The sequence below is a fragment of the Aliidiomarina sanyensis genome, from assembly GCF_003987175.1.
Classification (GTDB): domain Bacteria; phylum Pseudomonadota; class Gammaproteobacteria; order Enterobacterales; family Alteromonadaceae; genus Aliidiomarina; species Aliidiomarina sanyensis.
In genome coordinates this window covers 20,488-44,858 of record NZ_PIPM01000013.1, presented here as the reverse complement: position 1 = coordinate 44,858, position 24,371 = coordinate 20,488, and the positions used below count along the sequence as shown (strand labels likewise).

Below are 24,371 nucleotides of genomic sequence, written 5' to 3'. Positions count from 1 at the left end.
TGAAAGAGGAAGCGTTATGGAATTTTTGATTGCAAATGCGTATGCCCAGCAAGGGGGCCAAGAAGGTGGCACAGCATCTCTGATTATTATGTTGGTGCTGTTCGGTCTGATTTTTTACTTTTTGATTTATCGTCCGCAAGCGAAGCGCGTAAAAGAGCATAAGACACTGGTATCAAGCCTACAGAAAGGCGATGAAGTCTTGGTTCAAGGTGGTCTGGTGGGTCGCATCAGCAAAGTCACCGACGACAACGACTTCATGGTCATTGCCCTGACCGACAACGTCGAAGTCACGGTACAAAAAGCAGCGGTTGCTGCGATCCTTCCGAAAGGAACTATCAAAACGCTCTGATTCAGAGCGTTCGTCTAGCAGCTAACGAAAGGACGGACTTGTGTTAAACAAATTTCCGTTATGGAAAAATTTGCTGGTGCTATTTGTGGTGCTGTTTGGCGCCCTCTACGCACTACCAAATTTATATGGTGAAGACCATGCGGTGCAGATTTCTGCAACCCGTGGAGGGGAAGTCACCATGGATACTGTGGCGCAGGTCGAACGGACCCTCCAAAGCGCAGGTATCCAAACCCGAGGCTTAACCTATGAAAGTGGCCAAATTCTGGTGCGTCTTGAATCCGATGACGACCAGTTGGCTGCACGTGAGTTATTAGTGTCAGAACTCGGCCAGCAGTTTGTTGTGGCCCTCAACCTTGCCCCAGCGACGCCTAGCTGGCTTGCTGCGATTGGGGGTGAGCCATTGAAACTCGGTCTCGATTTGCGCGGCGGTGTCCACTTTTTGATGGAAGTGGATATGGAAGAAGCGTTGAGCAAAATGCGCGATAGCATGCTCGACTCAGTCCGTGATCGCTTGCGTGAGAATCGGGTGCGCTATACCGGGGTGAATGCTGACGGCAATAATATTGTTGTGAACCTACGCAGTGCTGAGGATTATCAACGGGCGTTAGGTGAACTGCGGAATCAGTTTGAAGGGTACGAGACGCGCACGGATTCAAGCAATAACTCCATCACACTTGTGATGACGGATCAGTTCTTACAAGAGACGCGTGCAAACGCGATCGACCAGAACATTACGATCCTACGGAATCGAGTGGATGAGCTCGGTGTTGCTGAGCCGCTTATTCAACGTCAGGGCCAAGATCGGATTGTCGTGGAATTGCCAGGTGTGCAAGACACAGCGCGGGCTAAAGAGATTTTGGGTGCAACTGCAACGCTCGAATTCCGTTTCGTTGATACCGACAACGATTTGCAAGATGCAATTGCTGGCCGGGTGCCGTTCGGAAGTCGTCTGTTCAACGTCCGTGGCGGAGGGCAGCAGCTGTTGGAGAACCGGGTTATCCTAACCGGCGACCACATCGTGAACGCCAGCGTCGGCTACGATGAGAGCAACCGTCCTCAGGTTAATATTACCTTGGATTCAGCGGGTGGCCGTCTGATGACTCAGGCAACTCGCGGCAACGTGGGCCGTCCCATGGCAACGGTGTTTATTGAGTTCCTAGCAACGGGCGAAACAACAGAAGATGGTCGGATTGCGTTTGAGCGTATTGAAGAAGTGGTGAGTGTTGCCACCATTCAAGCTGTTCTTGGCAGTAACTTCCGTATTACCGGTGTGGGTTCGATTCAAGATGCACAAAACCTCGCCCTCTTGCTACGTGCGGGTGCTCTAATTGCGCCAATTCAGATCGTGGAAGAGCGTACCGTAGGGCCAAGCCTTGGAGCAGAGAACGTCCGGGCCGGGATGACCGCGATTATGGCTGGGTTTATTCTCGTTTTGATTTTCATGGGCATTTACTATCGTAAGTTTGGTCTGGTCGCAAACATCGCACTTCTGACTAACTTGGTGTTAATAGTCGGTGTCATGTCGATGATTCCAGGTGCCACATTAACCATGCCAGGGATGGCGGGTATCCTCCTGACCGTTGGTATGGCAGTCGATGCGAACGTTATTATCTTCGAGCGGATTCGAGAAGAATTGTTGGCGGGGCGAAGTCCGCAGCAAGCGATTTCTCGAGGCTACGAGAACGCCTTCTCGACCATTGCGGATGCTAATATCACGACCTTGATTACTGCGCTGATTTTGTTCGCAGTCGGAACCGGCTCGATCAAAGGCTTCGCGGTCACGTTGGCGATTGGTATCGTCACATCGATGTTCACTGCGATAGTGGGCACACGGGCGATAGTAAACCTTGCGTGGGGACGTCAGAAGCGTCTCACCAAGCTGTCGATATAAGAGGTGCAGCAGAATGTTTTTAATTACTAAAGTCGATGAAAACAATCCGTTGCGCTTTATGTCCATTAACAAATGGACCACGGCGTTAAGTATCCTTTTGATCGTTGCATCACTGGCGACATTGGCCATCAACAAGCTGAATTGGGGTTTGGACTTCACCGGGGGAACCTTGGTCGAAGTGGGCTTTAGTCAGCCCGCAAACCTGAGTGAATTGCGCGAGGTACTGGAAGCCAATGATTACGGTGACGCTGTTGTTCAGAACTACGGAACTCAGCGGGATGTGCTGGTCCGGGTTCCTCCGCGCGGCGAAGCAAATGCAGAGTCAATTGGCGATAGCTTATTACGTATCCTGCAAACCAACGTGGACGAAAACCTGCAGATCCGTCGGGTTGAGTTCGTTGGTCCGCAAGTGGGTGAGGAATTAGCGGAAGCCGGCGGGTTAGCCTTGATCGTGGCGGTTATCTGTATTTTGATTTACGTGTCGTTCCGGTTCGAATGGCGTCTCGCTCTCTCAGCGGTTGCTGGTTTGGTGCAGGACGTCATTCTGATTCTCGGGATCTTCTCGTTATTCCAGATGCAGGTGGACTTGACTATTCTCGCGGCGCTCTTAGCAACCATAGGTTACTCCCTCAATGACAGTATCGTGGTGGCCGACCGGATACGAGAAAACTTCCGTATTATGCGAAAGGAAACTCCGGTCAGTGTTATCGATATCTCATTGAGCCAAACCCTAAGTCGGACCTTGGTGACATCATTAACCACCCTGATGGTGTTGGTTGTTCTGATGCTATTTGGCGGTCAGATGATCTTCGGTTTTGCGGTTGCGATGTCGATTGGTGTGTTGGTGGGTACTTACTCATCTATTTTCACGCGGAGCACGATTGTGCTTGCCCTTGGCATCTCGCGCGAAGATCTGATGCCACCGGAAGTGGAAAAAGAGGGCGAAGACCAAGAACCGGTCTTATAAACCTGCTCGCTTTTTCAGCAAGAGCCCCTCACATCGCGTATGGAGGGGCTTTTTTGATCCTGAACAGGTAGTCTTTTTGTTCAGATAATCCTATAGTTAAAGCTCAGAGTCGCTTCCGAACGACGTCCATGGTTTATGAAGAATTGTGCGTAGAGCATGATAGATACGCTTCTTCAGAACCGAGAATAAGAGGTGAGGTAGCTTATGTTATTTGTTGTGTCTCCAGCGAAAAATCTGGATTACGAAACACCGTCTCCAATTGAAGAATATTCTCAGCCCACAATGCTCGATGACTCGGCAGCATTGATAAAGATCTGCCGTAAGTTGTCGCCTCAAGATATTGCTTCACTGATGAAGATCAGCGACAAGCTTGCTGGGCTGAATGCAGCTCGCTTTGCCCATTGGCAACCGCCGTTTGATGAAAAGAATGCCAAGCAAGCAGTTTTCGCATTCAATGGTGATGTATATGCAGGCCTTGATGCTGCCTCGTTGAGTGAGAAAGATTGGGAGTGGGGCCAAGAGCATATGCGTATCCTCTCTGGTCTGTATGGTGTTTTGCGACCACTGGATCTAATGCAGCCTTATCGCCTCGAGATGGGGACAAAGTTGAAAAATCCGCGCGGAAAAAATCTCTACGATTTCTGGTGTGGGCGAATTACGGAAAAGTTAAATGAAACCATTCATGAAGTGGACGCTGAGTTTTTAGTGAATCTTGCATCGACAGAGTACTTTAAAGCAGTCCGTCCCGATGATCTTCACGTGCCCGTGGTGACACCGATTTTTAAGGATACCAAAAATGGCAAGGTGAAGATTATTAGTTTTTACGCAAAGAAAGCGCGTGGCATGATGGCGCGTTATATTATTGCAAAGAGAGCGAACTCCGTAGAAGACTTGAAGTCTTTTAATGAGGGAGGCTATCGCTTCTCGCCCGAGCAATCGACAGGGAACGAACTAGTGTTCGTTCGAGATGAAATAAAATAAGCTGCGCGAATCAGGAGTAGCTATGGCTCAAGAACAGGAATCGTTTCCGGAAACGGAACAAGAGAAGAAGAGTATCAATCCATTGGTTGTCGGTGGTGTGGTTGTGGTTCTCATCATCGCGTTGGTGCTTTGGTTTACCCGAGGCGCCGAACCTGAACCCGAACCTGAGCCGCAGCCTGTGGTGATTGAGCAACCCGAGCCGGAGCCCATGCCAGAGCCGGAGCCCGAACCGGAGCCTGAACCTGAGCCAGAGCCCGAACCAGCGCCAGAACCTGAGCCAGAGCCAGAGCCCGAGCGTCCGTTACCGTCTCTCGATGACGCTAGCGGTGCGTTACTGAGTGAAGCGCAAGAAAAAGATCTGAATACGAGCCCGGTTGAAAGCGAAAATCTTGTCCGCAAGTTAGTGGTTCTCGCTGATAACATTGCAAATGGTGTGGTGGTTCGTGAAGCGGCGGTAATTGAAGGTCCGGAATCGCGTTTCTTGGTTCGTGAAATCGATAACCAGTTATACATCGATGAGCGCAGTTATCAACGTTACGATGACTCTGTGAATTGGTTTGTTAGCATGGATACCGACGCTTTGATTCGGTTGTATCAGCGCTATGAGCCGCTTTTTGAGGAAGCGTATCGTGAGATTGGTGAGCCAAACACACGGTTTCGCGAGCGCGTGCTGACCGCAATCCAAGTCATCCTTGATACACCGGAGCCATCTGGATTGTTAGCGTTGTCCGACGAGCAAGTGATGTATACCTTCGCAGATCCCGAGTTAGAAGGCTTGCCGAGTGTGCAAAAGCAAATGTTGCGGATTGGCCCTGATAACCGAGTTCTGGTAAAACAAAAGTTACGTGAAATCCGGACGAGGCTCAGACGTTTGTGACCCAAAGCGCAGATAAATTAATGCGGTTACCCTCTCGGGGTAACCGCTTTTCCCGTTGGGTAGGCCGTGTAGGAATGAAACTACTTGGCGGCTGGACAATCCACGGCGAGTTACCCGATATTCCAAAAGCCATTATTCCTGTCGCACCCCATACGTCCAACTGGGACTTCTTTGTGGGTCTATGCGTTAAACTAGCACTCGGTTTACGGGTGTCGTTTTTGGGGAAACACTCAATTTTTGTATTCCCAATCCGTGGTTTGCTCACCTGGCTTGGTGGCATCCCTGTAAAGCGAGACAGTGCGCACGGGGTCGTCGGTCAGATGGTGGACGAATTTGCACAACGGGAACAATTGGTTCTCGTGATCGCGCCTGAAGGAACACGCAGTAAGGTGAAGGAATGGAAAAAGGGCTTTTTGCATATCGCTCTTGGGGCCAATGTGCCCTTAGTTCCGGTATCGTTTTGTTTTAAGACTCGCCGCATCAATATTGCCGATCCCATTTGGCCAAAAGAAGACGTGGAGCAGACTTTAAGTGAAATTAAAGCCTTTACAGACCAAGCGGTCGGGAAGCGCCCAGAGTTGCAGTAAACCGCGCTTATATTTACCGTTCGTCTGTAAAATGTGCTATTCTTCGCGCCTATTTTAGGTCGGTGTTTCATGGGTGGTTTGGTTGGTCGCTAGACGAACACATGAAGCAGGGCCCAATGACGTGATTTGAGTACACGTTTACGCATCAAACAATCGGCCGCCGTGAGGTGCCGAACAGCGCTGAGGATATTGCATGAAAGTCATCGAAGCCGGTGTTGCAGCACCAAACAAAAAAGTCGCGATTGTTGTCTCACGCTTCAATAGCTTTATTGTCGAGAAGCTTTTGGAGGGCGCTATTGATGCCCTGACGCGTATTGGCCAGATCAAAAGCGATGATATCACCGTGATCCGCGTACCGGGCGCTTATGAGCTCCCTGTGACTGCGAAGAAAGCGGCTGAGTCAGGCTCATTCGATGCAATTATTGCCATTGGTGCAGTGATTCGTGGTGGTACACCGCACTTCGATTTCGTGGCCGGACAAGCAAACTCAGGTTTGGCTCAAGTTGCCCTGGATACCGGTGTTCCGGTGGCCTTCGGTGTGATCACAACCGACACTGACGAGCAGGCAATTGACCGTGCAGGCGTGAAGCATGGCAACAAAGGCGCGGAAGCCGCCTTGAGTGCGCTCGAAATGATGAACGTTCTCGAGCAGCTATAAGGAGTATTTGCGTGAAGCCAGCAGCTCGCCGTAAGGCTCGTCGTCTCGCCATTCAGGCTGTTTACTCTTGGCAGTTGTCCGGGAACAGTGTGGCTGATATCGAAGCAGAATTTTTGACCGAGAACGATGTCAGCAAAGTGGATGTCGACTATTTTCTTGATTTGGTGCGGGGCGTTACGGCCCGCGCTTCAACGCTTGATCAAGCGCTGACCCCATTTACGGACCGTCCGTTCGCAGACTTAGACCAAATTGAACGTGCCATCTTACGCGTGGCTGCTTATGAGTTAAAGTCTCGTCTTGACGTGCCATTTAAAGTGGTTATGAATGAAGCCATTGAACTTGCCAAAGCGTTCGGTGCCGACGATTCTCATCGCTTTGTTAATGGCGTGCTCGATAAAGCAGTAGACAGTCTGCGCGCTGCGCGTCAATAAACATCTATGGATAACAGCCGTCGGGAATTTGCCCTGATTGAGCGGTTTTTCAGACACCGAGGGCCGGTTCGTCGTGATGTCCGCATTCATGCGGGAGACGATGCGGCGGTTCTCGCGCCACCTCCCCAATCTCATATCGCTGTGACCACCGATACCATGGTGGCTGGCGTGCATTTTGACCATCACCTCAGTCCTCACGCAATTGGTCACAAATTGGTAACCGTCAATATGAGTGACTTAGCGGCAATGGGCGCCGAACCTGCTTGGGCTTCCCTTGCGTTGACCTTACCCGAATACGACGAAACATGGCTTGAAGGGTTTACCGAAGGCTTATTTGCTGCGCTCGATTTCTTTAACTGTGCATTGGTCGGTGGGGATATCACGCGTGGGCCCATGACTTTGACGATCACAGCTCAAGGTCTGCTACCGAATGACCGGGCACTCACTCGTTCAGGAGCGCAACCGGGGGATACCATATTTGTCAGCGGAACGCTGGGGGATGCGGCATTGGCGCTTGCATTGCAGCATGACCCAACAGCCTTCAATGCGAATGATACGCAGCGAGACGCCCTCGAGAAGCGCTTGTTTTACCCAACCGCACGCGTCATGCTCGGGACCTTGATTCGCAATCAGGCTAGCAGTGCGATTGATTTATCCGATGGCCTCGGCGGCGATCTCACCCATATCCTGTCTGCTTCTAAAGTTGGGGCGCGAATTCATCTTGACGCGTTACCTGCCTCCGCAGCGCTCGATGCGCTTGTGCAAGGAGAGGCACGCTGGAAACTTCAATTATTCGGTGGGGATGATTACGAGCTTTGTTTTACTGTCCCTCAAAGTCGCCTCGGTGTGTTTGAGACCATGAGTAAACATGCAGGTGTTGCAGTCAGCCCCATTGGAGTGATTGAGAAAGAACCGGGTCTTCGGTTTGAAGCGAAGAAAAAACAAGTAGAATTCACGGCAAGTAGTTATAGTCACTTTTAATTCACGTTGCGCAGGATACCCACATGACTCGGCCTATAAAAAATAAGCGAGAACTGCTAAAAGACCCGATTCACTTTGTTTCCCTTGGATTTGGCACCGGACTGGCGCCCAAGGCACCCGGTACGTTTGGTACATTGCCAGCCTTGGTTTTGGTGTGGCTTTTTGCGCCACTGGGTGTCTCAGCCTATGTGGGGGTGGTCGTGCTGTTTACCCTTCTGGGGATTTACCTATGTGGCGCTACCGCAAAAGCAATGGGTGAGCACGACGCGCCGGCAATCGTTTGGGATGAGATTGCTGGTTTCATGATTGCTATGATCGCAGTGCCGGTGAGTGCGTGGTCGCTGTTGGTCGCGTTTCTTCTGTTCCGCTTCTTCGATATTGTTAAGCCGTGGCCGATTCGTTGGTTCGATCGCAAAGTCGATGGTGGGCTTGGGATTATGTTAGACGATGTGATTGCGGGGCTTTTCACCCTGGTGATTATGCACTTGCTGTTAATTTACGGCGTTTTTGCTTAACGACTGCACTGTGTTGCGGTTGTGCGAGCGAGTACATGAAGAAGGGCCGCGATGCGGCCCATTGCTATTTCTGATACGCTCGAATTTGCGCAAGGATGCCTGTTGCATCTAGCCCTAGTTCGGCGCGAATTTCGTCTTGGGTACCGTGCTTGATGAACTCATCTGGCAGACCCAACATCAACACTGGTGTTTGCTTACGGTGCTGTTGTAATGTTTCGAGAACTGCGCTACCTGCACCGCCGAGGATGGAGTTTTCCTCCAGCGTCACCAAGAGTTCATGGGATTCGGCTGCTGCTAACACAGCGTCGACATCCAACGGCTTCACGAACCGCATGTCGATGACAGTTGCATTGATAGCGTCAGCGACTTCTAGGGCCTCGGGTAAAAGTATCCCGAAGTTCAAGATAGCGACACCTTTGCCCGTGCGTTTCTCAACGCTTTTTCCGAGTGGAAGTGCCGCAAGAGGCTGATAATCAGCGCCAACACCATTTCCCCGCGGATAGCGCACGGCACTTGGTCCTGCGTGTTGATAGCCGGTGTACAGCATCAGACGGCATTCATTCTCGTCACTCGGTGTCATCACGACCATGTTCGGTACGCAACGCAAGAACGAGAGGTCATATGCTCCTTGGTGGGTGGGGCCATCAGCGCCCACAATACCCGCACGGTCTATTGCGAAGAGTACCGGCAAGTTTTGTAAGGCTACATCATGAATGACCTGGTCATAAGCGCGCTGTAAGAACGTGGAATAAATAGCGACCACGGGTTTCTTCCCGGCAATCGCGAGGCCCGCACCAAATGTCACCGCGTGTTGTTCAGCAATGGCCACATCAAAATATTGTTTTGGGAACCGTTGGGCAAACTCGACCATGCCCGATCCTTCACGCATAGCGGGTGTGATGCCAATCACATTCGGATCTTGTGCGGCCATCTCACAAAGCCACTGGCCAAAAACAGCCGAATAAGAGGGAACGGTAGCTGGTTTACTGGGCAGTGAATCAACGCTCGGATCGAATTTCGGAACTCCGTGGTAACCAATCGGATCTTTCTCCGCAGGGGCGTACCCTTTACCTTTGCGCGTGACCACATGCAACAACTGTGGTCCTTTCATAGCGCGCATGTTTTGCAAGGTCTCGACCAAGCTATCTACATCATGGCCATCGATTGGGCCAATGTAATTAAAGCCGAGCTCTTCAAAAATAGTGCCTGGGGTGACCATGCCCTTGACGTGCTCTTCTGCTTTGCTAACGAGTTCACGCATGTTTGGCATGCCGCGCAAGAGTTGCTTGCCGCCCTCGCGCAGGGACGTATACAGCTTGCCCGATAAAATCCGCGCAAAGTGGGAATTCAAAGCACCGACATTCTCGGAAATAGACATGTCGTTATCATTAAGAATGACCAACATATCGGGACTGACATCACCCGCGTGATTGAGTGCTTCAAACGCCATACCGGCGGTCAGTGCACCATCCCCGATGACAGCAACAACTTTGCGATTCTGCTCTTCATGCTGGGCGGCAATGGCAAGGCCTAGTGCGGCGCTTATTGAGGTGCTTGAGTGACCAACGGACAGAACGTCATATTCGCTTTCTTCGCGCCATGGGAATGGATGCAACCCTTCTTTTTGACGAATGGTGTGCATGCTGTCCCGGCGACCGGTCAGAATTTTATGGGGATACGCTTGATGGCCTACATCCCAGACCAAGTGATCAAAGGGAGTTTGGTAGACATAATGTAGTGCGACGGTAAGCTCAACTGTGCCGAGCCCAGATGCCAAGTGACCACTGCTTTTACTGACCGAGGACAGCAAATACTGGCGTAGCTCATCGCTCACCTGTTGCAGCTTTTGCTTGGGCAAGCCGCGCAAATCTGCCGGAGAGTCAATGAGATGCAGCAAAGGAAATGCTGTTTGGTTTGCAATGGTCATGGTTCTAACGGTCTCGTGTTACCAAATAGTCGGTGAAAGCATTTAAGAGGGCAGTATTGTACGGGATTCGCGAAAGCGCGTGTAGCGCTTTTTGGTGTAAATCCGAGAGCCTTTGCTTCGAACCCTCAAGACCTAATAAAGCAGGATACGTTGATTTGTTGAGTGCTTGATCAGCGCCTTGTTGTTTTCCGAGTGTTTGCGTGTCGCCAGTGACATCAAGAATATCGTCTTGGACCTGAAATGCGAGGCCAATGGCTTGGGCAAAATCATCCAAAGCGTCCAAGGTTTCTTCTTCAATTCCAGGCGCGGTAAGCGCTCCTAACATAACCGATGCACGCAACAGCGCGCCGGTTTTTAAGCGGTGGACATGCTCAAGCTCAGTGGCGGAAATAGTGGTGCCGGTGGCTGCAATATCCAACATTTGGCCGCCGCACATGCCTCGTAACCCAGCGGCTTCGGCGAGTACTGCAACCATGCGCAACTGACGTTCCGGAGCCACACCCGGTATGGGCTCGCTGATGAGGGAGAACGCGAGACTCTGCAGCGCATCCCCAGCGAGGATTGCGGTGGCCTCATCAAATTTAATGTGACAGGTCGGTTGCCCTCTGCGCAACGCATCATCGTCCATGGCCGGGAGATCATCGTGCACGAGCGAATAGGCATGAACACATTCGATAGCTGCTGCTGGTGCATCGAGTGTGAGCTCCGAACTGCCGAGCATGGACCCGGTGGCATACACCAAAAAAGGTCGCACGCGCTTGCCGCCGAGGAGAGTCGCATAGCGCATTGCCGCAAGAAGGGAGCCGAACTCGGGCTCCTGCTCGAAACGGTTGGCCAGAAATGAGTCATGGCGGTCCCGAAAGTGAGCTTGTGCGGCCTCAAGAGAGAGTGTTTCAACCGCAGGGTTCAGAGCGCTCATGAGGACGTGTCGGTTCCCGATTCATTGATTTCTGATGTGATGTCCTGCAATGACTCGCCCTGCTGTTGTTGCAGCAAAACATGCACGCGTTGCTCGGCATCTTGCAGCTTTTGCTGACTCACACGGGATAACTGAACCGCGCGTTCAAACTGCTGCAACGATTGTTCGAGGGGTAAATCACCTTGCTCGAGCGCTTGTATGATCTGCTCAAGCTCTTGCAACGCTTGCTCAAATCCAAGATTTTCCTGCGCTTTTGATTGCTCAGCCATGGGATCTCCTTGGGCCGTTCGAGGGATGCTTCTAGAACCCATAAAATACCACAGGCAGCGCGGAACGGCACATCTTTCAGATAACAGCCATTGCAATTCGCTGGCCGAGTGATTTTCCTGTATAATTTCGCGCTCATTTTTACGGTTGAGTTGCTATGCGTTTCATTGTTCGTCTTCATGCAGAAATTACGATAAAAAGTCGGTCCGTTCGGCAGCGGCATGTGCGGGTCCTGACTGGGAATCTGCGGACTTTATTAAAGCCACTTCATTCATCGGTACGTGTGCGGAATCATTGGGACCGGATCGAAGTGAGCCATGATGATCTGCCTGAGGTCACGCAAGCGACGATCGAGCGACTTCAGTCGACACCCGGTATCGCTTATTTTGAGCAAGTGCTGCAGGCGCCACTGATGCCATTCGAGGATATCCTGACGTGGGTCTTGACCTACAAGCAGGATGCACTGGTGAACACCCGGTTTGCGGTGCGTGTGAAGCGCAAAGGAAAACACGAGTTTTCCTCGATGGATCTTGCCCGTTATTTGGGTGGGGGCATCAAAGCGCGGGTTCCAGGTGCCCAAGTACAACTGGTGAAGCCTGAGGTAGAAGTGGTCTTGCACGTGATTGAAGATCAAATATCGCTGGTGGTCACCCGCTTTAACGCACTTGGTGGATTCCCGCTCCCTACGCAGGAAACGGTCGTGTCCTTGATGTCCGGAGGCTTCGACAGTGCCGTCGCCAGCTTCCAGATGATGCGGCGTGGGGCCCGGACGCATTTCTGTTTCTTTAATTTAGGGGCGGATACCCATGAAGCAGCGGTACAAGAGATTTCGTACTATTTGTGGGAAAAATTCTCGAAGACTCATGCGGTCCGTTTTGTCAGCGTAGATTTCAGCCAAGTCGTCCAGCAAATTCTCGAACATGCAGACCAGGGCGCCTTAGGCGTGTTTTTGAAGCGCGCGATGATGCGGGCAGCGGAACAGGTGGCCAAGCAACTGAGAGCTCAAGCCATTGTGACCGGGGAAGCGGTGGGGCAGGTATCCAGCCAAACCCTGAGCAATTTGCAATTGATTGACGCAGCGACTTCGACTTTGATTGTTCGGCCGCTGATCGTCAGTGACAAACAAACTATTGTGGATCAAGCGCGGGCGATTGGCGTTGAACACCTGAGTGCCGCTGTTCCTGAGTATTGTGGTGTGATTTCCAAGCAACCATCGGTGAAAGTAAAGCCAGATGTCATTGCAAAAACAGAGCAGACTATTTTGCCAGACAGCCTTATTCAGGACGTGGTTGCACAGGCTCGGTCCGTTGATATACGTGAAGTTCGTGTAAAATCAGTAGCAGGTCCAAAAGTTTATCGAGATGCTTTACCTGCGGAGGCCGTTTTGATTGATATTCGGACGGCCGACGAAGTGGAACAGGCACCCCTCGCGCTGGATGGACACAAAGTGTTACATATTCCGTTTTTCCGTCTAGCAAGCAAACAGGATACACTAGACAAACAGGGTTGCTATGCGCTTTATTGTCAGCAAGGCGTCATGAGTCGTTTGCAAGCAATTCAGCTACAAGAGCACGGATTCAAGGAAGTCGCGATTTACGAGTGCGGGAACCGCTAAGCGGGCCTGCAGATTTACACGGTAACTGCCCGGCAGATAAGGATAGGTGTGTTGTTGGTTCCCCGTATATTGTTTGTGCTGGTAATGCTTGGCGTCTCGGTTCTGTTTTTGATGCAGAGCCCCTCGAATCCAGAAGCGTTTCGTTTTCCTCACGCGGATAAAATCGTGCACTTCGGTTTGTTCTTTGTGCTTGCCGCCAGTTTACATATTGCGTTTCGTCCAAAGCTTTGGATCGCGTGGACGCTTCTGTTGTTTTACGGGATCGCGATCGAATTGATCCAACATTACGTGCCAGGACGTGGTGCAGATGTGTGGGATGTGGTCGCGGATATGGCGGGTGTCGCCGCATTTTATGGTTTACGGGCTGGGTTTGGGCGTTTCCTCGGACAACGACAGAAACGCCGCTCATTGCGCTCTTAAAAACCGTTTCGTGAATCGAAGCCCCTAGTCTTGGGGCTTTTTCTTCGGGCTTTCCTTTTTGACTTTTGTCGCTGGCTTGGGTTTTCCTGTCTTTGAAGGTTTTGCTGAAGTAGCTTTTCCTTGTTTCGCTTTTTTCTTCAGCTTCTTCTTCTTTTTCTTCTCTGCATCGGGGAATTTATATTGCGGCCGGAGATCGGGCACGAAGCGACGTTCAATCCGCTCACCCATATATCGCTCAATTCGCCCGAGATGTTCAGCATCATGGGCTTCAACTAAGGCCACGGCTGTACCGCGTTTACCCGCGCGCGCGGTCCGGCCAATTCGGTGGACAAAGGTATCGCCCTTGCGGGGCAGATCAAAGTTCACGACCAATTCAACGTCGGGAATATCCAAGCCTCGCGCAGCAACATCGGTCGCTACCATGATCCGTTGCTTGATGGAGCTAAACGACTTCAACCGCTCCTGCCGCTCTGCTTGTGGTAAGCCCCCCTCCAGTGCGATGGCACCAAATCCTTGTTGCTGCAAAAACTCCGCGACATCATGGGCGCGTTCACGTTTGCGTACAAAGACCAGAATGCGGCCCGAAAACGAACGCACGAGGTGCATCAGCAGTGCTTTTTTGTGCTCCAACGTATCACTGATGTGCAGCCATTGATGGATTTTGCCGCGCTCCCGTTTTGGGGACTGGGCGCTGATCACCTCGGGCTTTTCCAAGACTAACTTACCAAATGCAGCAAGTGTGGAATGGTCCGCAGTGGCAGAAAAGAGCAGGCGTTGGCGCAGATACGCGGCTTCATTCATGATCTGTTCAACCGGCGTCCGAAAGCCCATGTCCAACATACGGTCTGCTTCGTCGAGTACAAGAATCTCGACGTGCTCCGCGCTAAACGAGTCTGCTCGTAAATAATCCAATAAGCGTCCGGGGGTAGCGACTAACACATCAAGATTCTTTTCGAGGTGCTCAAGGTGAGAGCCGTAGTTGATGCCTCCCGTAATAGTCAGGCAACGGAGATCCGCCGCATCACACAAAGCCTCGGCTTCTTTCCCGATTTGCTCAGCGAGCTCGCGAGTGGGCGCGAGAATGAGAACCCGGGCACCACCTGAATCCCGGCGCGGAAAATCCATTAAATGTTGAATGGCAGGTAGCAGGAACGCGAGGGTTTTGCCGGTTCCTGTGGGCGATGTGGCCATGATATCCCGTCCATCCATTGCAAGGGGAATTACATCTTGTTGGATACGGGTAGGCTTATTCAGGCCTTTCTCAAGAAGGACATGAATCAGCTCAGGGGCAAGATCAAGTTCGGCCCAATCAGGTGTCATCGGTTACGGCTCCACAGTGGCTTGGATTTCAAGCGCCTGCTCAAGTTGATTCAATAATTCACTGAACTCAGCACTCATGAGCGCAAAATCGCGGTCAAGTTGTTCGGCTCGGCTCTCTGCATGCACGTCGTCGAGCTGCTCTTTTAGTATATCGCTAAAGCGTAATTTTTTAACGGCATAATCATCCGCTAGCGTGAAGCTCAATCGCTCAGACCATTCTAAGGCTAGCTGCGTGACCTGTTTGCCGTGCTGTAAATGCAGTGCGACCTCTTCAGTGGTGAGGTCATGATTCTTAAAACGAACCACAGAATCATCATCACGCTCTCCGCGCAGTTCAGCCTCGAACCCGATGGTAAACGGATGCGGTGGTGTTTGTTTCGCGACCCATTCGGTGAAGAAATGATGGCCCGGATGTTCAGCACCCCAAGGTTTGACTGGGAGTGAGCCCAAGCAACTGCGCAATACCGCAGTCAGTTCTTCGGCTTTTGATGCGCTAGATGCATCGACCAGTAGGCGCTGCCCAGTGAGATCGATGATGGCCCAGGTAATCCCGTACTTGCTAAATGCTTGGGGTAACATTTGATGGGTAATATCTTCTTTCAGACTTTGCTGCTCTTTGCGCGGCATTGGACGCGCATGCTCGTTTTGATACGCTTCTTTGCGAACATCCAATTCGGCATTGATAGCGCTGGCAGGCAGGACCTTCTCCTCTTTCTTTAAGCACACTAAAACAAAGTCACTTAATTCGTGCACCAGGGGGCCGTCTTCTTGGCCAAGGGGCGAAATCCAACCCACGCTTGCAGGTTCGGAACGAGCACATGGAGAAAAGCGGCGCTCTTCTAACGAGGTGACGGACGTTTCATCCCAACTAAATTTCTGGGTGAAATGATAGACACGAAGGTTCTTAAACCACATGAAACACAAACTCCTTCAAAAAATGGTGCCCTGACGGAAGCCTTAAGTCACGGAAACAGCAAAAAAGAGGCAGAGTGTCTCAGCGCGAGGCGCGGCATTCTACCGAAGTTTTCTCATGCTGTCAGTTTTGTGATGACATCTCAGACACAGGCTGTTGCAGGGTAACCGGGAATGAAAAATCGTAACACAAACCCTGGCCCGGTTTACTGCTTGCTGTAATTTTACCGTGCAAAGACTGCGTAATAAGTGAGTGGATGATATGCGTTCCTAAACCACTGCCACCCTGATTACGTTGGGTGGTGTAGAACGCATCGAATAATTGCCGGAGCTGACGTTGTGACATACCGACTCCGTTATCGCAGTAATGAAAATGCAAATGCTGACCATCAACGCGCACCGAGATATTGATCTTCCCATTGGGTTTTTGCTCAAACCCATGAATCAGGCTATTGACCATCATGTTGGTGAGGATCTGAGCTAATGCGCCCGCGGTAAACTCAGCCACGATGGTCTCGGGGCAGGTTAAGGTGACTTCACAGGCTTGTTTCTGTAACTGAGGCTTCAAAGCCTTAATAATTCGTTGAACATATTGTTTTACATTTACTTCACGCACAGCCTCGGATGCTTGATCCGCAGCCACTTGTTTGAATCCATCCATTAATTCATTGGCCCGTTGGAGATTCACGTCAATGAGTTCGACAGCCTCCTCGAGGGCTGAAAGACGTTCGAGTAGTCCTTCGGATGTTATCTTATTTTCGCTTATCTCACACTGAAGGTGCTGGAACTTTTCTTTCAGATAACTCGCCGCGGTTACCCCTACGCCGAGGGGCGTGCTCACGTCGTGGGCGATATTCGTAACTAAGCTCCCCAAAGAAGCAAGTTTCTCTGAGGCTAAGAGTTGATTTCGTGCTTGTTGTAAGAATGTGAGACTCTCCTCCAAGTCACGATTTGCTTGTTTGAGACGAGACTCGGTCAGGCGACGTTGATGCACTTCTTGCTCAAGAGAATGCTGGCGAATTTCAAGATCATGACGCCGCCGCTCAAGATCGAGCATCAATTTTGAAATACCAATGGTCTTTTCAGCGATTTCTTGCTCGAGCAGTAAATTTTGATCTTCAAGGCGTCGATTCGCTGCATTCAGGTTGGCATGAGCCGCATCCAAATCATTCTGGTGCGAGCGCAACCGGGAGAGCAAATCATTATATGCGTCTTCAAGGAGCGAGAATTCATTTACTTCCGGTTGCTCAAGTCGAATGTGGGATGCCTCGGGACGCTCCGGTGAGAAATTGCGCAGTTGTTCGATCAGATTCTCAAGGGGGCTTCTCAGAAAGTAACGGAATGCGAGGGTGAATAAGAGAATGAGCAGCGAGCTTTTGATCAGCGCGCCGAGCACTAATAAAATAATGCTGGGACGCAAGCGCTCGATCGTGACATCACGGCTTGAGAACAGGAATACATCTCCGACAATCTCAGTACCGCCGGCGAACTCAAAAACCAATGGCGAGTGATAACCAAAAATACCTGCGACCTCAGGAATCGGCCCTGAGTGCTCAATGGTTTGCAGACGATCGCTGGCAATGGTGGCGCCGCGGTTAATGAGAATACGCTCCTGATCATCCCTCAAAATGATGCCGTTGATGGCCGGGATGTTCATTAGACCTTCGGCAAGGGCATCAGTTTGTTCGTGGTTAAACTCCCACATGGCCCGTGAGAAGCTGGCTGCAAAGGTATGGTGCTGATTACGTAAATCGTCGAGCAGCGCATCTCGGGTGTTGTTATACTCAAAGGCAATCTGCCCAGTGGTGATCACGAGCGTCAGCAAAAAATAGACCGTCAGAACGCTGGTTAACAGTGTTCGTGCGATACTGCGGGGGGCCCGCGTTGTTTTTTGTGCTGTCAGTCGATTCACCCGGTTGGTATTCCGTGCTTTTCTTGTGGCGTATTTCTTATGGATGACTTTAACAGGCGCGAGTCATTTTGAACATCATCAATCAATGCTTTCCGCCGGTGTTATAAAAACAGGTACGATCTGTCTTTTATTTGTCACATAGTCACAATTCTGTAATAAAAGTGACGCATAATTGTTATATAAGTGTCATGCTTGTTGCGTTTTTCACCTAAACTATCAAAAAATCGGCAGTCTTTGCGCGCCAAGGAGAGAATCTATGCGCATACCTTCGGCTCTTGTCGTCACCTCCCTAGGATTCCTGTCCTTCGCGTTCGCCACTCCGGCCATCGCACAAAATACTAATGAGATTTCCTTTTACGGACGTTTGCACGTGTCTGGCGACTACCTGCACGATGGCGACGCCGGAGGATTGAATCTCTCGAGTAATGCATCTCGTATTGGCCTGAGAGGTGAACATCGCGTGAGTGATGAGCTCAAGCTGATCGGACAGATCGAGCGTCTTATTCAAGTGACCGATGGTGATGCATCGATGTCGGCACGGGATACCTTTGTGGGTGTGCAAGGCGAGTGGGGAACGGTTCGCGGTGGATTTATTGATACACCGGTAAAACGCATCTTAAATATGATGGAGCAATTTCGTGATCGTGTGGGTGAGGGCCGAAATATCACGCGGGCCGGTGAAATGCACTTTGACCGGCGCTTCCGCAACGGAATTCAGTACCTCAGTCCGGTCTGGAACGACTGGTCTTTCGTGGTTCACTTCGGGGCCGGCGAAGATACCGGTGCGAGCACCACCACGCGGGATGACGAATGGAGTGCTATGGTGCAATGGCGTCGGGATGCTTGGCAGGTACAAGCGGGTTATGAAGTCCAAGCACGAGACGAGCTCGATGATTTGAAAGCGTTTCGCAGTGCTGTTGTCTATCGCGGTGAGGGATGGCAGCTCGGGGGCTTTTTACAAGACGCGTCCGGAATGACAACGGGCGATGTTCGTGTGTATGGGGTTTCTGGTCAGTATCGACTATCCGACGACTATATCCTCAAAGGACAGATGTTTCACCGTGATGCGCGTGATTTGTCAAATAATGACGGCTCCTTGTTGACAGTGGGCATCGATAAACGCTTAAGCGCCTTTGCAACCGCGTATGTCGCGTTAGCGTTTGCCGATAACGATGAAACGGCGCGGGTGAATGTGTCGGCCGGTGGGCATGGTAAGCAAATGACGATTGCGCCCGGAAATGACCCCTATGCGATCTCATTGGGCTTGGTGTGGAATTTTTAATTTTGCCCCACAAGGGATGCGCTTATTGTTTGATTAAAAAGTACAATGAGCCGCGGTCATAAAAGTGTCATGGAAGCTTCGCCTAATGCAATCAATGATAACGGAAAAGGTCGGCCCTTATGCCCAGCAAAATATTGATTGTTGAAGACGAAGCGCCCATTCGCGAAATGCTTGCATTTGTGATGGAGCAACACGGATATGAGCCATTGCAGGCCGCGGATTACGACGCAGCCCTAGAACGTATTGTTGAACCCTACCCGGACCTGATTTTATTGGATTGGATGCTGCCGGGGGGAAGTGGGATTCAGCTCGCTCGAAAAATCAAAACCACCGATTATTTGCGCCATATCCCGATCATTATGCTGACAGCTCGGGGTGAAGAAGAAGACAAGGTCAAGGGGTTGGAAGTCGGGGCAGATGATTACGTCACGAAACCATTTTCACCGAAAGAATTGATTGCTCGGATGCGCGCGGTGTTTCGCCGCGTGTCTCCCACGAGCTTAGATGAGCCCTTGAACATTGAGGGCTTAAAGCTCGATCCCGTCTCACACCGGGTATCTGCGAATGAAGAACCTCTGGATATGGGCCCTACTGAGTTTCGTCTGCTACACTTTTTTATGACGCACCCAGAGCGCGTGTACAGTCGTGAACAACTGCTCGACCAAGTGTGGGGCACTAACGTATATGTGGAGGATAGAACCGTCGACGTGCATATTCGCCGCCTGCGAAAAGCAATTGAACTGCACGGGCACGATCGCCTCATCCAAACGGTGCGAGGCGTCGGTTATCGGTTCTCTACCCGATAAATGGAACGTCATTTTAATCTTTACCGCCTTATCAAACGCTTGATTCTATGGCTCCTGCCATTTGCGTTGATCGGTGGTCTCACGGGGTACTTCTGGCAAGCGCTTGCTCTTGGGCAGGCGCTCGCTTTGTTGTGGCATTACGTTTTCTTCCACCGCCTGAACGTATGGTTGTGGCAAAGTCGCACCATGCTTCCACCACGTGCGCCCGGTGCGTGGAGTGATATCTATGACGGAATCTACGGCACTTTGCGACGCACCCAAGCAAAGCGGCGCCAACTTGCTATCTTGCTGCAACGGTTCCGTCACGCAGCGGAAGCCATGCCCGACGCGAGCATGGTCTTGCAAAAGAATGGCAATATTGAATGGACCAATAAGTTGGCGCAGGTTTACTTTGGATTGCGATGGCCGACCGATAAAGGGATTCGCATCACAAACCTGATTCGTTTGCCCAAATTTCAAAAATACTTTGCTGCGGGGAAATTTGAAGAAGCGTTTACTCTCAATTCGCCACTCGGTGATGGACGGGAATTAGAGCTGCGCTTCATGCCTTACTCAGATCATGAACTCTTGGTTGTGGCGCGGGACGTCACGCAGCTGCGAAAACTCGAACGGATGCGCAAGGACTTTGTGGCCAACGTATCCCACGAGCTGAAAACACCGCTGACTGTCATGAGCGGGTATTTGGAGTTAATTGAAGAGCCAGCGACGGTAGCGCCGGCGGTTATGCGCAAGGCGGTCGTGGATATGTCGAAGCAGACCCGCCGTATGCAAAACATGGTGGATCAGTTGTTGTTGCTCTCTCGCATGGAAGCACAAATCCAAGATACCTACACCAAGCCCGTGCATCTGGGCGCCATGCTGCGTCAGATTTTAGATGAGTTACGCCCCTTAGTTGAAGACAAGAAGCTGTACTTAGATGCCCACATTGACGATTCCGTCGCAGTGCTTGGTAGTGAAGAGAAATTACGTGCGGCTTGCTCGAACTTAATTACCAATGCAATTAAATACACTCCAGTGGAAGGGCAGATTACCGTGCGGTGGGGCAAGATAGGTCCGATGGCCGAATTTTCGGTGGCGGATACGGGAGCTGGCATTGCTCCGGAGCATCTTCCGCGCCTGACAGAGCGGTTTTATCGGGTAGACAAAGACCGCAGTTCGGACACCGGTGGCACAGGGCTCGGCCTGTCGATCGTGAAACATGCACTGGAACATCACCGGGCGATTCTTCAAGTGGATAGTCGCAAAGGACAGGGCAGCCGGTTCTGGTTCCGGATACCCCCGGAATTATTGGTTGAAAGTGTCGCTACAAAAGTGAGTTGAGCCAAGTCCAGCGAACGTTCTCGAAACTGTCACAATTGTCATAATACTGTCACATTAATTTCTTAATATCAGCGAAGTTCAATCACACCTCCATTGGGGACGCATATGAAAACGAACATCACTGTACTATCTTTACCAGAAATCGCGCGGGCCATGACGGGCAAGCGGTTCTTCTCGGCCGCATTTGCATTGTCTTTCGCGTTTGCTGGTGCCGCATCGGCAGAAATTGATGAGAACCTGCGCGAGTATCGCAGCGTAAGCGGTATTTCTGGCACGATTTCATCCGTCGGTTCAGATACCTTAGCGAACCTGATGACCTACTGGACTGAAGAATTCCAACGCCACTATCCAAACGTGACGCTGCAAGTTCAAGCGGCTGGTTCTTCCACGGCGCCTCCTGCATTAGCAGAGGGCACCTCAACCATGGCTCCGATGAGCCGTGCCATGCGTCCGCGGGAAATTCAAGCGTTTGAAGAGCGCAACGGTTACCCTCCAACAGCGATTCGTGTCGCGATTGATGCACTTGCGGTGTTTGTGCATAAAGACAACCCGTTGCCCGGTCTAAACGTGCAACAAGTCGATGCGATTTTCTCGTCAACCCGTCGGTGTGGTGCAAATGAAGATGTCCGTCGTTGGGGCCAGTTGGGTCTGACCGGGAACTGGACAAACCGTGATATTCAGTTGTACGGACGGAACTCGGTGTCTGGCACCTACGGCTATTTCAAAGAATCAGCCCTGTGTGGCGGTGATTTCAAAAACGCAGTCAATGAACAGCCAGGTTCTGCCTCGGTCGTGCAGTCCATCTCGACCAGCCCGAATGCGATTGGTTACTCGGGAATTGGCTATCAAACATCAGGTGTTCGTGTCCTGCCGATTGCATGGGACAATGGCACGGATTATGTAGAAGTCAACGCCATGACCGCTGGTAGCGGTGAGTACCCCTTCGCTCGCTTCTTGTACGTGTATGTGAACAAACACCCAAATCGTCCACTGGATCCGGTCACCGCTGAATTCGTGAAGTTAATGCTTTCGAAGCAAGGTCAGCAGATCGTGAATAACGACGGTTACGTTCCGGTGCCAGCGGCAGTCGCAGAAGAAGATCTGCGTGCACTGGGTTTGTGGAACGAATAAGGCGTTAAGCCCTGATAATAACAATTTGTCCTGCTTAAAAAGGTAAGGAACTTATGGCGTCGTCTCAGACTTCCGCGCAATTCTCAGCGGGTCGCATGCGCCTCATTAAAGATCGGATCGCGCGCTTTGGGGTTACCCTTGGCGGCGGTCTTGTCTTGCTCGCGTTGCTCCTCATTTTCTTTTATTTGTTGTATGTCGTGTTGCCCATCTTCAAGGGCGCCGACGTGAAATCCGTCGAATCGTATGCAGTTCCTGGTGGTGGCGAAACACTCGCACTCGGCATGGAAGCTCGCGCTGAAGTTGGACACCGTGTGACCTCAGATGGTCGCATCGTGTTCTTCCAACTTCGGGCGGGTGATGGCTTACAACCGGCCGGCACTGTCTTGCTCGAGCGTTCACTCGTGGGCGAAGACGAAGCGCTGCGGGCGTTTGCACGCAATAGTCTGGCCAATAATGACTATGCGGTGGCACTGGCTGACGGCTTGGTTCGGATTGCTCGCCCAGAATACGACGTAAGCTGGCCCAACGATATCCGCTTGGTGGTCCCTCGTCTGACTTTTCCATTTGGTGAAACTCCGCTGCAACTTGATGAGCAGGGGCGAGATATTCAACGGCTAGCCTTTGAACGGGACGGAAACACCTTACTATTCGCCGCGGTCACTGAAGATCAGCGTCTTATCGTCACGCGTTTTACCGGTCGTCAGAATATGATGACCCGCGCCTTTACGTTCTCAACCCAGCGAACCGAAGTACCTCTGCGCGGCCGGATTCAAAGTCTTCATATTACGCCTAATCTGCGACAGCTGTTTGTTCAGCAGAACAATCGCTTGCACATTTTTGACGTGCGTAACCTTGCTGACGTACAAGAGTCGCAAGTCATTAGCTTGCCTCAGTCCCGGGGTGCGGTCAGTGCAATGGCATTGTTGGCGGGTAGTAGTTCACTCATGATTGCTCATGACAGCGGGCAAATTAGCCAATGGTTTGAAGTCAGTGGAGATGGGCAGCGGCAATACCGAGAGATTCGTACTTTCGACGTGGGCCGGCCGATTCGGTCGTTGATTCCTGAGCAGTTCCGTCGGACTTTCTACGCGGTCACTGAGGAAGGTGAGTTAGCCATTCTCCACACCACCTCGCATCGGCAGCTATATCAACGCCAGCCGGGCAATGTGGCCATTGAGCAGGCGGCTATCGGGCCTCGCGCAAACCATTTGGTTGCGCAAAATGGTGATCAAGTTCATGTGTTTCGTTTGCATAACGACCACCCAGAAGTAAGTTGGTCGGCCATCTGGAGCAAAGTCTGGTACGAGAATTACGAGGAGCCCACCTATACGTGGCAAAGTACTTCAGGTTCCGATGAATTCGAGCCTAAGTTCTCGTTGGTGCCTATTTCCTTTGGAACCATCAAAGCGGCGTTTTACGCGATGCTTTTGGCGGTGCCGATCGGCCTTGCAGCAGCGGTATATACGGCGTACTTCATGACGCCTGCATTGCGCAAAGTGGTTAAACCAACGGTTGAAATTATGGAGGCCTTGCCAACGGTTATTCTGGGTTTCCTTGCGGGGCTTTGGCTTGCGCCGCTGGTGGAGAGTCATCTACCTGGGTTTATTGCATTTGTTATTGTGGTGCCGCTCACAATCCTTGTCGCGGCATTTTTGTGGCATTTACTGCCGGAAAATATCCGCCGCCACGTCACCGATGGGCGCGCTGCGATGTTATTGATGCCAGTCGTTATTTTCGCGGGTTGGGCATCGTTTGCGATGAGTCCTTATCTCGAGCTTTGGTTCTTTGATGGGGATACGCGCTATTTCTTAACCAATGAGCTGGGCATTAACTTTGACCAACGAAACGCCTTGGTGGTGGGAATTGCCATGGGCTTCGCGGTCATTCCAACCATCTTCTCGATAGCTGAGGATGCTGTCTTTAGCGTACCAAAGCACCTGTCAAATGGTTCTCTTGCGCTAGGTGCAACGGAGTGGCAAACCCTCACCAAAGTCGTCCTGCTTACTGCAAGTCCAGGGATTTTCTCGGCGGTCATGATGGGGCTAGGGCGTGCAGTGGGCGAGACTATGATTGTACTGATGGCTACGGGGAATACGCCCATCATGGATTGGAATATTTTTGAAGGGATGCGGACACTATCCGCGAACATTGCGGTTGAAATGCCCGAGTCCGAAGTGGGCAGCACCCACTATCGCATCCTGTTCCTTGCAGCCTTCGTGCTGTTCGTCTTCACTTTCGCGTTCAACACGCTAGCGGAGTTTGTCCGACAGCGTCTGCGTGAAAAGTATAGTTCGCTGTAGGGG

23 protein-coding genes are annotated in these 24,371 nt (G+C 51.4%); 17 read left to right on the top strand and 6 right to left on the bottom strand.

Translation table 11 applies throughout. From position 1 onward, the window contains the following. The first annotated feature begins 16 nt into the window (after nucleotides 1-16). The 10 genes from yajC to CWE11_RS10195 all read left to right on the top strand — a co-directional run bounded on the left by yajC (nucleotide 17) and on the right by CWE11_RS10195 (nucleotide 8,237). On the top strand, nucleotides 17-349 hold the full coding sequence (gene yajC, locus CWE11_RS10240; RefSeq protein WP_126777527.1) for a preprotein translocase subunit YajC: 333 nt from the start codon (nucleotides 17-19) through the stop codon (nucleotides 347-349). A 40-nt stretch (nucleotides 350-389) separates the two neighbouring features. Further along, the gene (gene secD / locus CWE11_RS10235) at nucleotides 390-2,240 is read left to right on the top strand and encodes a protein translocase subunit SecD (protein WP_126777526.1); all 1,851 of its coding nucleotides are present in this window, start codon (nucleotides 390-392) and stop codon (nucleotides 2,238-2,240) included. Nucleotides 2,241-2,253: 13 nt separating this feature from the next. After that, on the top strand, nucleotides 2,254-3,207 hold the full coding sequence (gene secF / locus CWE11_RS10230; protein WP_126777525.1) for a protein translocase subunit SecF: 954 nt from the start codon (nucleotides 2,254-2,256) through the stop codon (nucleotides 3,205-3,207). Between the two features lie 204 nt (nucleotides 3,208-3,411). Then, nucleotides 3,412-4,188, top strand: coding sequence for a peroxide stress protein YaaA (yaaA, locus tag CWE11_RS10225; protein ID WP_126777524.1), 777 nt, complete (start codon nucleotides 3,412-3,414; stop codon nucleotides 4,186-4,188). 22 nt (nucleotides 4,189-4,210) lie between these two features. Beyond that, a complete protein-coding gene (locus CWE11_RS10220) occupies nucleotides 4,211-5,065 on the top strand; it encodes a DUF3014 domain-containing protein (RefSeq protein WP_126777523.1) in 855 nt (284 codons plus the stop codon). Nucleotides 5,066-5,139: 74 nt separating this feature from the next. Further along, nucleotides 5,140-5,652, top strand: a complete 513-nt coding sequence (locus CWE11_RS10215) for a lysophospholipid acyltransferase family protein (protein ID WP_126777522.1) — start codon at nucleotides 5,140-5,142, stop codon at nucleotides 5,650-5,652. A gap of 193 nt (nucleotides 5,653-5,845) precedes the next feature. Beyond that, a complete protein-coding gene (gene ribH / locus CWE11_RS10210; protein ID WP_126777521.1) occupies nucleotides 5,846-6,310 on the top strand; it encodes a 6,7-dimethyl-8-ribityllumazine synthase in 465 nt (154 codons plus the stop codon). 11 nt (nucleotides 6,311-6,321) lie between these two features. After that, nucleotides 6,322-6,741 (top strand): transcription antitermination factor NusB, encoded by a 420-nt coding sequence (nusB, locus tag CWE11_RS10205; protein WP_126777520.1) that lies wholly within the window; start codon nucleotides 6,322-6,324, stop codon nucleotides 6,739-6,741. 6 nt (nucleotides 6,742-6,747) lie between these two features. Next, nucleotides 6,748-7,722: a thiamine-phosphate kinase gene (thiL, locus tag CWE11_RS10200; protein ID WP_126777519.1), complete on the top strand. Its 975-nt coding sequence runs from the start codon at nucleotides 6,748-6,750 to the stop codon at nucleotides 7,720-7,722. 23 nt (nucleotides 7,723-7,745) lie between these two features. Next, a complete protein-coding gene (locus CWE11_RS10195; protein ID WP_126777518.1) occupies nucleotides 7,746-8,237 on the top strand; it encodes a phosphatidylglycerophosphatase A family protein in 492 nt (163 codons plus the stop codon). Between the two features lie 64 nt (nucleotides 8,238-8,301). Here CWE11_RS10195 and dxs read toward each other — a convergent pair whose 3' ends face one another. The 3 genes from dxs to CWE11_RS10180 are packed head-to-tail and all read right to left on the bottom strand — an operon-like array spanning nucleotide 8,302 to nucleotide 11,352. Continuing rightward, nucleotides 8,302-10,164, bottom strand: coding sequence for a 1-deoxy-D-xylulose-5-phosphate synthase (dxs, locus tag CWE11_RS10190; protein ID WP_126777517.1), 1,863 nt, complete (start codon nucleotides 10,162-10,164; stop codon nucleotides 8,302-8,304). A gap of 4 nt (nucleotides 10,165-10,168) precedes the next feature. Further along, nucleotides 10,169-11,083 carry a (2E,6E)-farnesyl diphosphate synthase gene (ispA, locus tag CWE11_RS10185; RefSeq protein ID WP_126777516.1) on the bottom strand — a complete coding sequence of 305 codons (915 nt, stop codon included), beginning with the start codon at nucleotides 11,081-11,083 and terminating at the stop codon, nucleotides 10,169-10,171. Further along, nucleotides 11,080-11,352 carry an exodeoxyribonuclease VII small subunit gene (locus CWE11_RS10180; RefSeq protein WP_126777515.1) on the bottom strand — a complete coding sequence of 91 codons (273 nt, stop codon included), beginning with the start codon at nucleotides 11,350-11,352 and terminating at the stop codon, nucleotides 11,080-11,082. The genes ispA and CWE11_RS10180 overlap by 4 nt, the downstream gene beginning before the upstream one ends. A gap of 155 nt (nucleotides 11,353-11,507) precedes the next feature. Here CWE11_RS10180 and thiI point away from each other — a divergent pair, with 155 nt between their 5' ends. Both thiI and CWE11_RS10170 read left to right on the top strand, forming a co-directional pair. Next, entirely contained in the window at nucleotides 11,508-12,965 is a 1,458-nt protein-coding gene (gene thiI / locus CWE11_RS10175; protein WP_126777514.1) for a tRNA uracil 4-sulfurtransferase ThiI, read from the top strand. A gap of 51 nt (nucleotides 12,966-13,016) precedes the next feature. Next, the gene (locus tag CWE11_RS10170) at nucleotides 13,017-13,385 is read left to right on the top strand and encodes a VanZ family protein (protein WP_241971778.1); all 369 of its coding nucleotides are present in this window, start codon (nucleotides 13,017-13,019) and stop codon (nucleotides 13,383-13,385) included. Nucleotides 13,386-13,409: 24 nt separating this feature from the next. Here CWE11_RS10170 and srmB read toward each other — a convergent pair whose 3' ends face one another. The 3 genes from srmB to CWE11_RS10155 form a co-directional block, all read right to left on the bottom strand. Then, nucleotides 13,410-14,705, bottom strand: coding sequence for an ATP-dependent RNA helicase SrmB (srmB, locus tag CWE11_RS10165; protein WP_126777513.1), 1,296 nt, complete (start codon nucleotides 14,703-14,705; stop codon nucleotides 13,410-13,412). Between the two features lie 3 nt (nucleotides 14,706-14,708). Continuing rightward, complete coding sequence (rdgC, locus tag CWE11_RS10160; RefSeq protein WP_126777512.1) at nucleotides 14,709-15,620, bottom strand: recombination-associated protein RdgC; 912 nt, start codon at nucleotides 15,618-15,620, stop codon at nucleotides 14,709-14,711. A 121-nt stretch (nucleotides 15,621-15,741) separates the two neighbouring features. Beyond that, on the bottom strand, nucleotides 15,742-17,529 hold the full coding sequence (locus CWE11_RS10155; protein WP_126777511.1) for a sensor histidine kinase: 1,788 nt from the start codon (nucleotides 17,527-17,529) through the stop codon (nucleotides 15,742-15,744). A 256-nt stretch (nucleotides 17,530-17,785) separates the two neighbouring features. On the opposite strand from CWE11_RS10155, the gene CWE11_RS10150 reads away from it, so the two are divergent. The 5 genes from CWE11_RS10150 (at nucleotide 17,786) to CWE11_RS10130 (ending at nucleotide 24,368) form a co-directional block, all read left to right on the top strand. Beyond that, nucleotides 17,786-18,811, top strand: coding sequence for a porin (locus tag CWE11_RS10150; protein ID WP_126777510.1), 1,026 nt, complete (start codon nucleotides 17,786-17,788; stop codon nucleotides 18,809-18,811). Between the two features lie 119 nt (nucleotides 18,812-18,930). Further along, nucleotides 18,931-19,617, top strand: a complete 687-nt coding sequence (gene phoB, locus CWE11_RS10145; RefSeq protein ID WP_126777509.1) for a phosphate regulon transcriptional regulator PhoB — start codon at nucleotides 18,931-18,933, stop codon at nucleotides 19,615-19,617. Further along, nucleotides 19,618-20,937 (top strand): phosphate regulon sensor histidine kinase PhoR, encoded by a 1,320-nt coding sequence (phoR, locus tag CWE11_RS10140; protein ID WP_126777508.1) that lies wholly within the window; start codon nucleotides 19,618-19,620, stop codon nucleotides 20,935-20,937. A 153-nt stretch (nucleotides 20,938-21,090) separates the two neighbouring features. Then, nucleotides 21,091-22,068: a PstS family phosphate ABC transporter substrate-binding protein gene (locus tag CWE11_RS10135; RefSeq protein ID WP_126777536.1), complete on the top strand. Its 978-nt coding sequence runs from the start codon at nucleotides 21,091-21,093 to the stop codon at nucleotides 22,066-22,068. Nucleotides 22,069-22,121: 53 nt separating this feature from the next. Then, nucleotides 22,122-24,368, top strand: a complete 2,247-nt coding sequence (locus CWE11_RS10130; protein ID WP_126777507.1) for an ABC transporter permease subunit — start codon at nucleotides 22,122-22,124, stop codon at nucleotides 24,366-24,368. Nucleotides 24,369-24,371: the final 3 nt, after the last annotated feature.

Excerpts from the sequence above, each read along its gene's own strand:
- srmB (WP_126777513.1), bottom strand. The coding sequence starts at position 14,705 with ATGACACCTGATTGGGCCGAACTTGATCTTGCCCCTGAGCTGATTCAT.
- phoB (WP_126777509.1), top strand. The coding sequence starts at position 18,931 with ATGCCCAGCAAAATATTGATTGTTGAAGACGAAGCGCCCATTCGCGAA.
- thiL (WP_126777519.1), top strand. The coding sequence starts at position 6,748 with ATGGATAACAGCCGTCGGGAATTTGCCCTGATTGAGCGGTTTTTCAGA.
- CWE11_RS10130 (WP_126777507.1), top strand. The coding sequence starts at position 22,122 with ATGGCGTCGTCTCAGACTTCCGCGCAATTCTCAGCGGGTCGCATGCGC.
- secF (WP_126777525.1), top strand. The coding sequence starts at position 2,254 with ATGTTTTTAATTACTAAAGTCGATGAAAACAATCCGTTGCGCTTTATG.
- yajC (WP_126777527.1), top strand. The coding sequence starts at position 17 with ATGGAATTTTTGATTGCAAATGCGTATGCCCAGCAAGGGGGCCAAGAA.
- ribH (WP_126777521.1), top strand. The coding sequence starts at position 5,846 with ATGAAAGTCATCGAAGCCGGTGTTGCAGCACCAAACAAAAAAGTCGCG.
- rdgC (WP_126777512.1), bottom strand. The coding sequence starts at position 15,620 with ATGTGGTTTAAGAACCTTCGTGTCTATCATTTCACCCAGAAATTTAGT.
- ispA (WP_126777516.1), bottom strand. The coding sequence starts at position 11,083 with ATGAGCGCTCTGAACCCTGCGGTTGAAACACTCTCTCTTGAGGCCGCA.
- phoR (WP_126777508.1), top strand. The coding sequence starts at position 19,618 with ATGGAACGTCATTTTAATCTTTACCGCCTTATCAAACGCTTGATTCTA.
- CWE11_RS10180 (WP_126777515.1), bottom strand. The coding sequence starts at position 11,352 with ATGGCTGAGCAATCAAAAGCGCAGGAAAATCTTGGATTTGAGCAAGCG.
- yaaA (WP_126777524.1), top strand. The coding sequence starts at position 3,412 with ATGTTATTTGTTGTGTCTCCAGCGAAAAATCTGGATTACGAAACACCG.
- thiI (WP_126777514.1), top strand. The coding sequence starts at position 11,508 with ATGCGTTTCATTGTTCGTCTTCATGCAGAAATTACGATAAAAAGTCGG.
- CWE11_RS10195 (WP_126777518.1), top strand. The coding sequence starts at position 7,746 with ATGACTCGGCCTATAAAAAATAAGCGAGAACTGCTAAAAGACCCGATT.
- CWE11_RS10135 (WP_126777536.1), top strand. The coding sequence starts at position 21,091 with ATGACGGGCAAGCGGTTCTTCTCGGCCGCATTTGCATTGTCTTTCGCG.
- dxs (WP_126777517.1), bottom strand. The coding sequence starts at position 10,164 with ATGACCATTGCAAACCAAACAGCATTTCCTTTGCTGCATCTCATTGAC.
- CWE11_RS10215 (WP_126777522.1), top strand. The coding sequence starts at position 5,140 with ATGAAACTACTTGGCGGCTGGACAATCCACGGCGAGTTACCCGATATT.
- CWE11_RS10220 (WP_126777523.1), top strand. The coding sequence starts at position 4,211 with ATGGCTCAAGAACAGGAATCGTTTCCGGAAACGGAACAAGAGAAGAAG.
- CWE11_RS10150 (WP_126777510.1), top strand. The coding sequence starts at position 17,786 with ATGCGCATACCTTCGGCTCTTGTCGTCACCTCCCTAGGATTCCTGTCC.